We start from the raw sequence: 12,488 nt of genomic DNA on the forward strand, positions 1-12,488 counted from the left end.
AAGGCGGACTGTGACATGGCCGAAGGCGCCGATGCCCATGACGAGGATGGCGATGATCCAGATCGCGTGGGGGTTGAGCGCTCCAAAAGGGCCCATCGCTTGATCGGGCAGGAGCGGCAGAACAATCAGCGTGGCGGCCGCGAAGATCAGCGCGTCCCGGACCTCGCCTTCGCTCAGACCTGAACGCACAAATCCATGCAGCGCCGAGCGCGCGCTCAAAAGGATCGTCACCGCAACGGCGACGCCGGCGGAAAGTCCGGGTTGCGTCATCGCAAGTCCGCCGAGGATCGTCGCCGCAGAGAGGGCTATTTCAGTCGTGAGGCCGGGATCCTCGTCATGCCCGCGCCGATAGGCCAGAGCGGTCAAGCCGAAAACGCCGGCGATCAGGACCGCAAGGAGGAACACGCCGCCAGTGATGAAACCAATAGCCCCGGTGAGGGATGCGAGCGCAAAGGTGCGCAGACCCGCAGAAGCCCGATCGGGACCCTCTCCTTTCCGGCGCTCGCGCTCCGTGCCGATCAGAAGGCCAATTCCCAGAGCAACGCCGAGGCGAAGGATCACAGGATCGAGATGGGCCATTGTCTCTCTGATCGTCCTTTTTGTGATCGACCTTAGACCGCCTTCGCGGAGCGAACCAGCCCCGAGCGCGGCCGCGAGCGACGAACTGTCAGCCGCTCGCCCGCGGCGGCGTCAGGCCAGGCGAATGATCCGCCGAAATGATCATCTCGATCAACTTCGCGAAGCGCGCCCAATTTTCGCCACTCTCAAAGGCTTCTGCTCATGCGAAGGTTCAGCAACCTGAAGTCGTGCGCTATCGGTCGAACCAAACTCAGGCGGATATCGCAGCACGCCGGAACTCTCGCCGGTCGCGACGCCCCGCATCGGACGGCGTCGGCCTGACCGCATTCAGGGATCTCAAAGGAAAACCGCATGAAAAAGATCGCCGCACTTGGCCTGTCGGCCGCGCTCATTCTGGCCTCGTCGTCCGCGTTCGCGTTTCACAGAAAGCAAAAAGCGCATCTCACCTACGCCCCTGAGCATGTTCTGGTCGTTCACAAACCCAATCGGGATCTGGTTTATATTCCGCTTGTGACCCCTCTGTTCGGAGAAGTCATCTTTCCGGTGCTGAACGGCGTCGCCGTCGGCATCGTCTCAGGATCGACGATGGTCTTTGGCGGCGTCGAATACGTTCTGACAAATCTGACTCGCCCGCCGCATTCGTGCGTTGCGAACGGCGGCTTGCTGTATACCTGCCAGGGCTAGGTTTCCGACTGGAAGAATGCGGCGCTCACATGCGCCGGCCGCGATCTGAGCCTGCGGCCCCGCCTCGAGGCCGCAGCGTTTAGAGCATATTCCGATTGGATTGAAGCAATCCAATCGACAAGAATATGCTCAAGCTTTTGACTCTGGAGCGATTTCTGATCGATCGCATGATTTCATGCGATCGGAAAGCGCTCTAGTTCAGGACGCAGGTTTTGATCCACCAGGCCGGATGCGCCCGTGAAATCGCCTTTCCGGCCCGGCTTGCGGTTCTGCAATCCTTGAAGAGGGCGAAACAGGTCGCGCCAGAACCCGACATTCGGGCGAGGCGGGCGCCTGGCGCCGCGGACAGGATCGCGAGCACGTCCCCGAGGACCGGCGCGAGCACGCAGGCGGCGGGCTCCATGTCGTTCCTGCCTTTTCGGAGCGCGGCGACCAGAGCGTCCAAAGGCATGTGCGGCGAGATCTCCGGATGGTCGCCGAAACGCGTGAGCGCTCCCACGGCGATGTTCATCCGCGCGAAGACGGTTTTCGTTTCGAGCGGCGCGCCCGGGTTCACGATCAGCCCCACGAGCGGCGGGAGCTCGAGCGGCGGACCCAGCACTTCACCGGCGCCCATCATCATTCTGGCCCGTTTGGCGAGGCAGACCGGAACGTCGGCGCCGGTCGCCCGCGCCGCGCCGTTAACGCCCTCGTCCTCGATCGAAATCCCGTTGGCGCGAGCGAGAAGACGCAGCGCCGCTGCGGCGTCGGACGAACCGCCTCCAATTCCCGCCGCGACTGGCAAGCGTTTGACCAGATGAAAGGCGCCGAGACGGGCGTGGGGATAGGCTTGAGAGAAGTTGCGCGCGGCGCGCAGCACAAGGTTCGATTCGAGCGAGCCCGAAGCCAGCGCCGTAGGCCCGTCGACCTTAAGGCTTAAAGGTTCGCCAGCGGCCAACGAGAGCGTGTCGCCGCCGCGCGAAAACGCGACGAGACTTTCGAGCGCATGAAAGCCGTCGTCGCGCCGACCGATGACGTGCAGGGTCAAATTGATTTTCGCAGGCGCGCGTTCGGTGAGGACGTGAGACAAAGGGGATCCTGCGGGAGTCCTGCCGGACGCTTGGCGGGAAAAGACGGACAAGGCGTTTGGCGGATAGAAAGCGGCGCGGCGAAATTCGCCGCGCGGATCGCGACAGCGGCCGGGTCGCGGGAGAATATGCAGAGGGCTCTCCGCGCGCGTTTTGCGGCGAGGTCGCCGTCAGCCCCCGTTACGTTTGGGGTCGACCTGCGCCGCGGCGGGGTTTTCGTTCTCGCTCAAGCCTTCTGCGATCTTCTTGAGAATCCTCGCCTTGTCTTCCGGCTCCGGACCCAGATCGCGCGCGTGGTTCCATTGGAATTGCGCTTCGAGCTTGCGTCCGACTTTCCAGTAGGCGTCGCCGAGGTGGTCGTTGATGACAGGGTCCGAAGGCTTGAGGTCGATCGCGCGCTCCAGCTCCTTCACGGCCTCGTCGTACCGGCCGAGCTTGTAGTTCGCCCATCCTAGACTGTCGACGATATAGCCGTCGGTCGGGCGGAGCTCGACAGCGCGATGCAGCATGGTGAAAGCTTCGTCAAGGTTCATGCCCTGATCCACCCAGCTGTAGCCGAGGTAGTTCAGCACGAGCGGCTGGTCCGGAAAGATGCTGAGCGCTTTTTTGAAGTCGGCTTCCGCCTGCGGCCACTTTTTTTCCCGCTCGTAGCTGATTCCGCGAAAATAGTAGATCGGCCAGTTCGCCTTGTCCGACTTGGCCGATTCGCTGAGGGCGCGGGTGTAGGTTTCGATAGCCTCGGAATATTGCTTGTGTGCGCGCTGGAGATTGCCCAACGCCTGCAAGGCGTCCTCGTCCTTGGGATGTTCCTGGACGATCCGCTGAAGATACGCGGCCGCCTGTTCCGGCCGGCCGAGGTTTTCAAGGATGAGCCCGGCCTGGATATCGGCGGTTGTGCGGAGCGGGTCGTCGTCGCGCACGGTCTCGTAGACGTCGATCGCCTGTTCGTTCTGTTTGATGCGTTCGTAAATGTCGGCCAGCGTGATGATCGCAAGACTGTTCTGCGGGGCGAGGTAGAGCGAGAGCCGCAGATAGATCATCGCGGCGAGTTCGTCGCCCTGACGGCCGCCCGCGGCGCCAAGTCCATAAAGCACCTCGGCGGCGCCTTGCTCGGCGTTCAGGACAAGCGGCTGCAGCGCTTTTCCATCCCGAAGGTCGGCCTTGGCGGCGATGACGATCGGATGATTCGGAAGGATCTGGTCGAACGCCTCATAAGCCTTCCGGGCCTCTTCGACGTCGCCCTTGCGGGCCATGAAGCGGGCGTAGGCGTCGACAAGCCGCAACGTGTTCTTGTCGGCCTCGTAGGCCAATTTCATCCGCCGCGCCGCCTCGGTCGGATTATTCCCGATGCTGGCGATGAGGCCGGCGTGATAGTCTCGGAACACGCCGAAATTCTCGTCCTGGAGCCGGTCGACGAGCGCCAGGGCGCGCTTGGTGTCGCCGCTGCCAAGATAGCTCCAGGCGGTCAGAAGGGTCGCGGTGATATCGCGCTCATGGCCGGCGCCGCCTTTGGCGAATTGAGCGCGCGCGGCGGCGAATTGTTTCGCCTTGATCGCCTTCACACCGAGAGCGAGGTGCGCGAGACTGTTGTCGGGATCACGGGCGACGAGCCTTTCAGCCAAGCTGAAGGCGTCCTGCATATTGCCGTTCGAGACGGCGGCGACGAAGGCGCGTTCGATCAGCTTTGGATTGTGCGGGTCGAACCGCAACGCTTCTCTGAAAAAAGTCGCGGCCGCCGTCGTGTCGCGTTCGGCGCCCGCCACGAGAGCGGCGAGATAATTTCCGGCGGGGCTCTCCCCGACTTCGAACGGAGCGGCGATCGCCAGGCTCTCGCGCGAGCGGGCTTGCGTGCTGGCGAGAAATGCCGGAAGCAGAGCCGCCGCAAGACCGGCGAGGACAAACCCGCGACGCGCGAAGCGGCGGGACGCCTGGCTTAAACCTGTAGCCAAAAGCCTGGACTCGATCGACATCGGACGCTTTCCTGGGAAAGGGCGTCCCTTAAGCGGCTCGGACGACCTTGCATTGCGATATGGGCTCAACATGGCCTTTCTTGGACCAGCGGGCAAGTCTTGTCTGGTGTGGGCAAGTCTTGTCTTGCGGGCAAAGTGTTGTCCGGCCGCCTGTAGGTCCCGCCTTCGTCCGGTCGGCCGGAGTGAACGCCAGGCTTTAGGTTTGAAGACGATTGGGCTGATCGGGCCGTAGGCCATCGCATCGCCTTCGCTCGCGCGACCGAAAGAAGTTTCAAGTCTGGCCCGGGTGCAATTTGTAAAAGATATGACGTCCGATCACGTCGGTCTTTTCGAGCTTGCGCGCCCAGCGCGGCCTCACATAATTGGCGTGATAATGCGTTGAGTCGCCGATCTCCGCGACATAGGTCTTTCCGGTCGTGACTTCGTCGGCGATGCGAACCGCCGTGCGCCAGGAGGCGGTATCGTTGACGCGAAGGGATCTTCCTTCGCAGGCGAAGGAAAACTGGCACGCGTTGGCGTGACGGCGGTTCTGGTAGACGACCCCGCAAATGGTCGTCGGATAAAGGCCGCTCGAAACGCGGTTCAGCACAACCTGAGCGACGGCGGCCTGTCCCTCCTCGGGCTCGCTGCGCGCTTCGAAATAGATCGCTTCGGCGAGGCAGCGCTTCTCGCGGCCGATCTGGTCCTGATCGATGAGGGCGGAGAATTCAGGTCTCGATTTGGATCCCGGAAAGATCTCCGCGTCCGGCGCGCGCTCGTCGCGAGACCAGGGGAGGGCGGCGACCTCGACAGGAGTCGAATCTGCGTCCGACGGCGTTGTCGAACCAAGCGCGACGGCCCGCTGGACGGGAGGGGTCGCGCCTTGCGCCAGACGTTCGGAAAGCGCCGCAGGCCGCATGGTCACGACGGCTCCGGGTTGGCGCGGCGAGGCTTCGGCCGCGGCGCGCACCGTCATTGGGGTTTCGCCATCGGGCCAGGGTTCGAAGGCCGCGGCGGCGTCGCGGTCCGGGTCTGTGTTTTCGCTCGCCGCGAAGGCGCTGCTCGGCGCGGTCTCGGCGCGGTTGAAAACCAGGTCTTCGGTTCGCAGCGCCGCGAGACCGCCGGGCTGACGCAGCTTGCCGTCGAATTCAGGGCGCAATCCCACGATGGGATCGCCCTTGTGTTCGCGATCGACTTCGGGAAAACCTCGTGCGCTCCGCTTCAGATCCGCCCGCGGCTCGATTTCGTCGGCGAGGCGCGTGAACTCGGCGGATTGGCCGATGACGAGGCTCGCCGCGCGCAATTGGCGGCCGGCCTCGCCTGAAATTCGGGTGAAATCCGCCTCGGAGGGGATCGGCAAAGGCACCAAAATCGCGGGTTCGACCGCAGCGCGCCAGGAGAGCGGAGCAAACGAGGCGCCGCTGGGTTCCTGGCCCGCGTCCGCCGGGATCGAAACCGCGAACGCCAGGCCGAGCCACCAGGGAGCGACGGCGCTCATAGCCCAACCCGTCCGCGAACGACGCATACTCATCCTCAGCTCACGCCCAGCACACGCCCAGCTCACGGCGAATGATTGATCGCTGGCGAAGGCGATGCCTTCGCCGCCGCCTCGTGCGCTTATCGCTGATCAAACTTGAGAACTGGTTAATTTTCGGCGAACGCGGCGAGGCCAGCTTTCACGACAGGCTCGCCCGGGGCGCTTCCCGAACGAGCGTTAGCTCGCGCGATCGATGCAGAAATCGACCACGTCGTTCAGGGCGAATTTCCATGGCGAGGCGGGAAAAAGCTCCAGCGCGTCGCGGGCCATGGCGCCGTAATGGCGGGCGCGCTCGATCGTGTCCTCGAGCGCGCGGTGCTGGTGCATCGTCGCGATGGCGGTCTCGAGGTCATCCCCGGCGATCTCGCCCTTTTCGAGGGTGCGACGCCAGAATTCGCGCTGTTTCTGCGTCCCTCGCCGAAAGGAGAGCACCACCGGCAGGGTGATCTTTCCTTCGCGAAAATCGTCCCCCACGTTCTTGCCCAGCGCCGACGACGTGCCGCCATAATCGAGCGCGTCGTCAATCAGCTGGAACGCGATGCCAAGGTTGAGGCCGTATCCCCGGCAGGCGGTGATCTCGGCCTTGGAACGTTCCGCCAGCAGCGGACCGACCTCGGAGGCGGCGCCGAACAAGGCGGCCGTCTTGGCGCGGATCACGGCGAGGTAATCGTCCTCGCTGGTCTGGGTGTCCTTGGCGACGGAAAGTTGCATGACTTCGCCTTCGGCGATCACCGCGGCGGCCGACGACAGCACCTCAAGGCAGGGCAGCGAGCCGACCTCCACCATCATCTTGAACGCCTGACCAAGAAGGAAATCGCCGACAAGGACGCTCGCCTCGTTGCCCCACAGCATCCGCGCGGCGAGTTTGCCGCGACGCATGTCGCTTTCGTCGACGACGTCATCATGGAGAAGGGTCGCCGTATGCATGAATTCGACGGACGCCGCGAGCTTGATGTGCCCCGCGCCGGAGTAGCCGCAAAGCCCGGCTGTCGCCAGGGTCAGCATCGGGCGCAGCCGTTTGCCTCCCGAGGAAATGAGATGATTGGCCACCTCCGGAATCATCGAGACGTCGGAGGCGGATCGGGACAGAATCGTCTGATTGACCCGGGCCATATCCGGGCTCACCAGGGCAAGCAGCCCCTCGATGCCGGGCTCTTGCGCTTTTTCTTCGAGGGGAATGACAACGCCCAAGACAGGATTCTCCAATGCGCGCACTTCTTAGGGCGCGCCAGCCAGCTTCGCAACTGGCGGATGCGATCTTTTAACTTTGCGGGCTTTTCAACGGGCGCCGGAAATCCGAGGAAAAGCAAAAAACGCTGGCGCATGTTATCTCAAGGCCATTCGAGCCGTCTAGCCAGCCCTCTGAAGACGCCCCCGGCCGCCACGATTGTTCCGGCAAACGAACATTGATCGGATAGAAGCCTGTGATCGAGATTTTGCGGACCAACGATCTGGTGCTGATTTCCTTGACCGAGGCGATCCTCTTCGAAATCGGAATCGAGATTTTCGTCGCTGATCAGCATATGAGCGCCATGGAAGGATCATTGGGCTTTCTGCCGCGGCGCGTGCTCGTCGCCCCGGAGGATGAGGTTCGGGCGCGCAGGGCCCTGTCCGAGGCGGGGCTCGCCGAGGAATTGCGCGATGAATGACGCGCCGGCGACGGCTTCCGCGCCGATCAAAGCCGACGCTTTTCTCGGTGGCGCTTTGCTGCTGCGACAGCCGGTCAAGGGCCATCGCGCCGGCACCGACGCCGTGCTTCTGGCCGCCGCGGCTCCGGCGGTTTTCTCCGGAGCCGCCCTCGACCTTGGAGCGGGAGCCGGCGCCGCCGGCCTTGCGCTCGCTCTTCATCGGCCGGGTTTGCGGATCGGGCTCGTCGAAAACGATCCGCGCGTTGCGGCGTTGGCGCGGGAAAACCTCGCCCTCAATCATCTTTCCGATCGCGGCGCGGTTTTCGAGGCCGACCTCTTGTCGCCTCGCGCGCGACGTGACGCCGGATTGTCCGACGCAAGCGCCGGTCTCGTGATCACCAATCCGCCGTTCTATGACCCGGGCAAGGCGCGAATGTCCCCCGACCCCGCGCGGCGCGCGGCGCACGCGATGCTTTTGACGGGTCCGGCGGGCCTCGCCGCCTGGATCGCGGCGTCTCTCGCGCTCGTCGAACCGGACGGAACGATGATCCTCATTCATCGCCCCGACGCGCTGCCGGCCATTCTTGACGCCTTGGGGGGGAGGGCCGGCGCGATCGCCGTTCTTCCGGTTCATCCTCGCGCCGCGAAAGAAGCCGTCCGGATTCTGGTGCGTTGCAAAAAAGGCAGCCGCGCGCCAATGAGTCTCGCGCCCGCGCTCATCCTGCACGAGGGGACATCGTTTACGGAGCGGGCCGCGGCCGTTCACCGAGGCGCGCTGATCGACTGGTGAACCAGGGCGCATTCAGATCCTGCGCCTTGGGTTCTCGCGCGCCTTGTGTTGGGCGATTTCCGTCTACCAGTAGTAGGGATGCCAGCGACGATAATAATAGGGATGGTAATAATAGGGGCGATAATACCGTCTGTGATAATATCTGCGATGGTAGTAATGCCGGTAATAACGGTGACGATGATAATAATGCCGATGATACCGATGGTAATAATAGGCCTTTTCGACGGCGAATGCATTCGGCGACTGAAAGTCTTTCGAGATTTCAAGGTCTCGCGAGGTTTCAAGGTCTCGTATGGAAGGAGCGCCGAGCAATATACCCGCTATCGGCGTGGCTTCGCCTGTCGAAGATCCAATTAATAGTCCGCCGCAGGCGGCCGATAAAGCAAACGTCACAATACGGAGAAATCTCATCCGTCCCTCCCGAGGGTGACAAATAATCAAATTCAGCGTGCCTTCAAACCGGCCAGAGCGCAACGCGATTTTGCCGATTGAGGGAGCATGCTGCATCAAATCTAGTTGTCGGGCCAAAGATTTGACCAGAACCTCGCTAGCTTTGGCCGCGCGACCGGGCGGCTCCCGCCGATTGGCTTTCGATCCGGTAGGGATGAGCGGGATAGACGCCCAGAATGTCGAGTTCCCTGCAAAAAAACGCAAGTTCCTCCAGCGCGCGGGCGAGGGCCGGTTCTTCCGGGTGGCCGTCGACGTCAGCCAGAAACTGCGTCGCTGTGAACTGCCCCTCGACCATATAGCTTTCCAACTTGGTCATGTTGACGCCATTGGTGGCGAAGCCGCCGAGCGCCTTGAACAGTGCGGCCGGCACGTTTTTCACCCGGAACACGAAGGTGGTGATCGTCGATCCGGAACGTTCGGCCCATCGCGCGTTCTTGGAAAGGACCACGAAGCGGGTCGTGTTATGCGGCTCGTCGCCGACGTCGGCCTTGAGGACGTCGAGACCGTAAATATCCGCGGCGAGACGGGTTGCGATCGAGGCTCGGGCCGGATCGCCCCATTCCGCCACCTCGCGAGCCGAACCGGCGGTGTCGCCCGTCACATGCGCGGCGATTCCAAGTTCCCGGATGACCTTGCGGCACTGGCCGAGCGCGTGGACGTGGCTGTAGACCGACGTGACGCCCTTGAGCGGGACGCCTTTCAGCCCGAGAAGATGAAAGTCGATCGGTAGAAAATATTCCGCGACGATATGAAGTCCGGCGCTCGGGAGCAGGTGGTGAATATCCGCGACCCGTCCAGCGATCGAATTCTCGATCGGGATCATGCCAAGCGCCGCCGAGCCGTCCTCGATGGCGGCCATGGCGTCCTCGAAGGTCGCGCATGGCATCGGATCGAGGCCGGGGTAAGCCTTCGTGCAGGCGATATGCGAATTCGCGCCGGGTTCGCCCTGATAGGCGATTTTGGCAACCGTCATGTTCGGAACCTCTTGCTGGAACCGGCACGTCTATCGCATGTTGGGCGATAAGGGAAAAACCGGCTGTACCGGCGGACCGGGGCGGCGCAGGCGGCAAAAAGTAGCATTTGCCCGTCATCATATCTATTGCATGGCGAAGCAAGATAAGGCTAGATATTGCTGCAATGCAGCAAAAAATGCGGCGGCGGAGCGATTCGCTTCGCGGCGCCGGCGTCAACGCTTAGACCGGTTCCTTTGCTTGGATTTGGAGGAGCGCCTTGTCCGCCTTCGAGATGAATAAGTTCGCCGGGGCCTTCCTCGCCTCGCTTCTCCTTGCGATTTCTCTCGCCATCGCATCGGATGTGATCTTCTCCCACCACAAACTCGTGAAGGCGGGCTATGCGCTTCCGGCCGCGGAGCCTGTCGCCGAGGCGTCGGCGGCGCCCGCCGCGGCTGAGCCTCTGCCGGTTCGGCTCGCCAAGGCGGATCCGGGGAAGGGCGAAGCGAATACAAAAGCCTGCCAGTCCTGCCACAGTTTCGACAAGGGCGGCGCGGCGAAGGCCGGCCCGCCGCTTTATGGCGTCGTCAACCGCGCAATCGGGTCGGTCGCCGGTTTTGCGTATTCGGATTCGATCAAGTCCAAGGGCGGAGCATGGTCGCCGGACGCGCTGGACCAGTTTCTCTCCGGTCCGAAAACCTATGCGAGCGGCACAAAAATGACCTATGCGGGCGAAAAAGACCCCGATAAGCGCGCCGACATCATCGTCTATCTGGAGTCCCTGTCGGAAAATCCGAAGCCCGTGTCGTCCAAGTAATCGCTCGAGAGGGCTTCTCCGGGCGGAGCGTTTTGAAGGAGCCGGGTTTGCGCCCGGCTTTTTCGCGTCTATGTAGGGGGGCGCGAAGCATCGCATTCCGGTCCCGTTTGTAGTCCGGCGCCCGAATTCGTCGCAAAGGAGGAGGTCATTTTGCCGAGCCGGTTCAGACTTACGCGCCGCTCCGCGCTGGCCCTCGTCGCGGCTGGTCTGGCGCCGCGCGATCTCTTCGGCCCTGGCGCGGCGGCCGCAGCGGGAGACACGGAACGCCATGGTCTTTCCGTTTTCGGGGATCTCGCCCTGCCGCCCGACTTCGCCCATTTCGCCTATGTGAATCCCGACGCGCCAAAGGGGGGCGAGATTGCGCTGCAGGTCAGCGCGACGGCTGGAAACCAGAATTTCACGACCTTCAATACGCTCAATATGTATATTCTGAAGGGCGACGGCGCGGCCGGCCTCGAGGGTATTTTCGACACCCTGATGACGGGGAACGGCGACGAGGCCGATACGCTCTACGGGCTCGTCGCCCGCGCGGTTCGGATCTCTCCGGACAAGAACACCTACCGCTTTCTGCTGCGCAAGGAGGCCCGTTTTCACGACGGATCGCCCCTGACCGCGCGCGACGTCGTCTTCTCGCTCAACATTCTGAGGACGAAAGGCCATCCGATCATTCGTCAGCCTCTGCGAGACGTGGACGCCGTCGAAGCCGAGGCCGACGATATCGTGATGGTCCGGCTGAAGCCTAACCATAGCCGCGAGGCGGCTCTGATCGTGGCTGGCCAGCCCATTTTCAGCGCCGCCTATTACGCCGCGAACCCATTCGACGAGACCACCTTGAAGCCGCCGCTGGGGTCCAGCGCCTATAAGGTCGGCGCGTTCGATCAGGGTCATTACATCACCTACGAACGCGTCCCCGATTATTGGGGCCGGGATTTGCCGGTCAATCGCGGGCAGGGCAATTTCGACAAGATCCGTTTCGAATATTTCAGCGACAGGAAAGTCGCTTTCGAGGCGTTCAAGGCGGGCGTTTTTACCTTTCGCGAGGAGTTCACCTCCGCCGTCTGGGCGACCGGCTATGATTTCGCCGCGGCCAAGGACGGCCGCGTCAAGCGCGAAACGCTGCCCGACGAATCGCCGATGGGGACGCAGGGCTGGTTCCTCAACATGCGGCGAGACAAGTTCAAGGATGACCGGATCCGGGAGGCGGTCAGCCTCGCGTTCGATTTCGAATGGACCAACGCCAATATCATGTATGGCGTCTATGCGCGCACCACGTCGTTTTTCCAGAACTCGCCGATGGCGGCGACAGGAAAGCCCTCGCCGGAGGAGCTGAAGCTTCTCGAGCCGTACCGGAGCGATCTTCCCGCCGCCGTATTCGATGACGTCTATTCGCCGCCGGTCTCGGACGGCTCCGGGCAGGATCGCGAGCTTTTGCGCCGGGCGAACGAATTGTTCTCCGCTGCCGGATGCAAGCGAAAGGGGTCCGCTCTGGAATTGCCGGGCGGCAAACCTTTTGAAATTGAATTTCTGGATTTCGACGGCGCGCTGGAGCCGCACACCGCGCCCTTCATCAAGAATTTGAAGCTGCTGGGGATCGAGGCGCGTTATCGGGTCGTCGACGCGGCCCAGTACAAACGCCGCACCGACGCCTTCGACTATGATATCGTGACGTCGCGGTTCGGCTTCGGCCTGACGCCTGGCGAAGGCATGCGCGGGACGTTTGGTTCGGAGTCCGCGGGCATGCCCGGCGCGCGCAACGTCTCCGGGATTTCGAACAAAGCCGTCGACGCTCTGATCGAAAAAGCGCTCGTCGCCGACACCCGCGAGGAATTGACCTCGATCTGCCGGGCGATCGACCGCATCTTGCGCGCGGAGCATTCCTGGGTTCCGATGTGGAACAAGCCGAATCATCTCGTCGCCTTTTGGGACATTTTCGATCGGCCCAAGCGCGGTCCAAGATACGAGATGGGCGTCGTCTCGACATGGTGGTACGATGCCGACAAGGCCAAACGCATCAATTTCGCCGGCCGCTGAAGGCGC

At 62.8% G+C, this 12,488-nt stretch carries 12 protein-coding genes; 5 read left to right on the forward strand and 7 right to left on the reverse strand.

Annotation, left to right across the window (positions count from 1 at the left end; all coding sequences use genetic code 11):
* Positions 1–579, reverse strand: a 579-nt coding sequence (locus BM177_RS11135) for an MgtC/SapB family protein (RefSeq protein ID WP_139223591.1), incomplete at its 3' end; no start/stop codon positions are given.
* Positions 580–930: 351 nt separating this feature from the next.
* Between BM177_RS11135 and BM177_RS11140 the strand changes: the two genes are divergently transcribed.
* Positions 931–1,263: a hypothetical protein gene (locus BM177_RS11140; RefSeq protein ID WP_091682285.1), complete on the forward strand. Its 333-nt coding sequence runs from the start codon at positions 931–933 to the stop codon at positions 1,261–1,263.
* 193 nt (positions 1,264–1,456) lie between these two features.
* On the opposite strand, the gene BM177_RS11145 is transcribed toward BM177_RS11140, so the two are convergent.
* The 4 genes from BM177_RS11145 to BM177_RS11160 all read right to left on the reverse strand — a co-directional run bounded on the left by BM177_RS11145 (position 1,457) and on the right by BM177_RS11160 (position 7,007).
* Complete coding sequence (locus BM177_RS11145) at positions 1,457–2,332, reverse strand: 4-(cytidine 5'-diphospho)-2-C-methyl-D-erythritol kinase (protein ID WP_091682286.1); 876 nt, start codon at positions 2,330–2,332, stop codon at positions 1,457–1,459.
* Positions 2,333–2,500: 168 nt separating this feature from the next.
* Complete coding sequence (locus BM177_RS11150) at positions 2,501–4,300, reverse strand: tetratricopeptide repeat protein (RefSeq protein ID WP_091682287.1); 1,800 nt, start codon at positions 4,298–4,300, stop codon at positions 2,501–2,503.
* Positions 4,301–4,571: 271 nt separating this feature from the next.
* Positions 4,572–5,777 (reverse strand): cell wall hydrolase, encoded by a 1,206-nt coding sequence (locus BM177_RS11155; RefSeq protein ID WP_244532272.1) that lies wholly within the window; start codon positions 5,775–5,777, stop codon positions 4,572–4,574.
* Positions 5,778–5,993: 216 nt separating this feature from the next.
* The gene (locus BM177_RS11160) at positions 5,994–7,007 is read right to left on the reverse strand and encodes a polyprenyl synthetase family protein (RefSeq protein ID WP_091682290.1); all 1,014 of its coding nucleotides are present in this window, start codon (positions 7,005–7,007) and stop codon (positions 5,994–5,996) included.
* Between the two features lie 233 nt (positions 7,008–7,240).
* Here BM177_RS11160 and BM177_RS11165 point away from each other — a divergent pair, with 233 nt between their 5' ends.
* Both BM177_RS11165 and BM177_RS11170 read left to right on the forward strand, forming a co-directional pair.
* Positions 7,241–7,465 (forward strand): putative signal transducing protein, encoded by a 225-nt coding sequence (locus tag BM177_RS11165; RefSeq protein ID WP_091682291.1) that lies wholly within the window; start codon positions 7,241–7,243, stop codon positions 7,463–7,465.
* Positions 7,458–8,234, forward strand: a complete 777-nt coding sequence (locus BM177_RS11170) for a tRNA1(Val) (adenine(37)-N6)-methyltransferase (protein WP_091682292.1) — start codon at positions 7,458–7,460, stop codon at positions 8,232–8,234. The genes BM177_RS11165 and BM177_RS11170 overlap by 8 nt, the downstream gene beginning before the upstream one ends.
* 63 nt (positions 8,235–8,297) lie before the next feature.
* Here the strand turns inward: BM177_RS11170 and BM177_RS11175 are convergent, their stop codons facing one another.
* Together BM177_RS11175 and BM177_RS11180 are read right to left on the reverse strand one after the other, a co-directional pair.
* Positions 8,298–8,645 (reverse strand): hypothetical protein, encoded by a 348-nt coding sequence (locus BM177_RS11175; protein WP_139223592.1) that lies wholly within the window; start codon positions 8,643–8,645, stop codon positions 8,298–8,300.
* Positions 8,646–8,781: 136 nt separating this feature from the next.
* Positions 8,782–9,657: a prephenate dehydratase gene (locus BM177_RS11180; RefSeq protein ID WP_091682294.1), complete on the reverse strand. Its 876-nt coding sequence runs from the start codon at positions 9,655–9,657 to the stop codon at positions 8,782–8,784.
* 257 nt (positions 9,658–9,914) lie between these two features.
* Here BM177_RS11180 and BM177_RS11185 point away from each other — a divergent pair, with 257 nt between their 5' ends.
* Complete coding sequence (locus BM177_RS11185; protein WP_091682300.1) at positions 9,915–10,451, forward strand: c-type cytochrome; 537 nt, start codon at positions 9,915–9,917, stop codon at positions 10,449–10,451.
* A gap of 150 nt (positions 10,452–10,601) precedes the next feature.
* Positions 10,602–12,482 carry an extracellular solute-binding protein gene (locus BM177_RS11190; RefSeq protein WP_091682303.1) on the forward strand — a complete coding sequence of 627 codons (1,881 nt, stop codon included), beginning with the start codon at positions 10,602–10,604 and terminating at the stop codon, positions 12,480–12,482.
* Positions 12,483–12,488 lie beyond the last annotated feature (6 nt).

The sequence above is a fragment of the Methylocapsa palsarum genome, from assembly GCF_900114285.1.
Lineage (GTDB): Bacteria > Pseudomonadota > Alphaproteobacteria > Rhizobiales > Beijerinckiaceae > Methylocapsa > Methylocapsa palsarum.

Excerpts from the sequence above, each read along its gene's own strand:
- BM177_RS11140 (WP_091682285.1), top strand. The coding sequence starts at position 931 with ATGAAAAAGATCGCCGCACTTGGCCTGTCGGCCGCGCTCATTCTGGCC.
- BM177_RS11150 (WP_091682287.1), bottom strand. The coding sequence starts at position 4,300 with ATGTCGATCGAGTCCAGGCTTTTGGCTACAGGTTTAAGCCAGGCGTCC.
- BM177_RS11155 (WP_244532272.1), bottom strand. The coding sequence starts at position 5,777 with ATGAGCGCCGTCGCTCCCTGGTGGCTCGGCCTGGCGTTCGCGGTTTCG.
- BM177_RS11170 (WP_091682292.1), top strand. The coding sequence starts at position 7,458 with ATGAATGACGCGCCGGCGACGGCTTCCGCGCCGATCAAAGCCGACGCT.
- BM177_RS11175 (WP_139223592.1), bottom strand. The coding sequence starts at position 8,645 with ATGAGATTTCTCCGTATTGTGACGTTTGCTTTATCGGCCGCCTGCGGC.
- BM177_RS11180 (WP_091682294.1), bottom strand. The coding sequence starts at position 9,657 with ATGACGGTTGCCAAAATCGCCTATCAGGGCGAACCCGGCGCGAATTCG.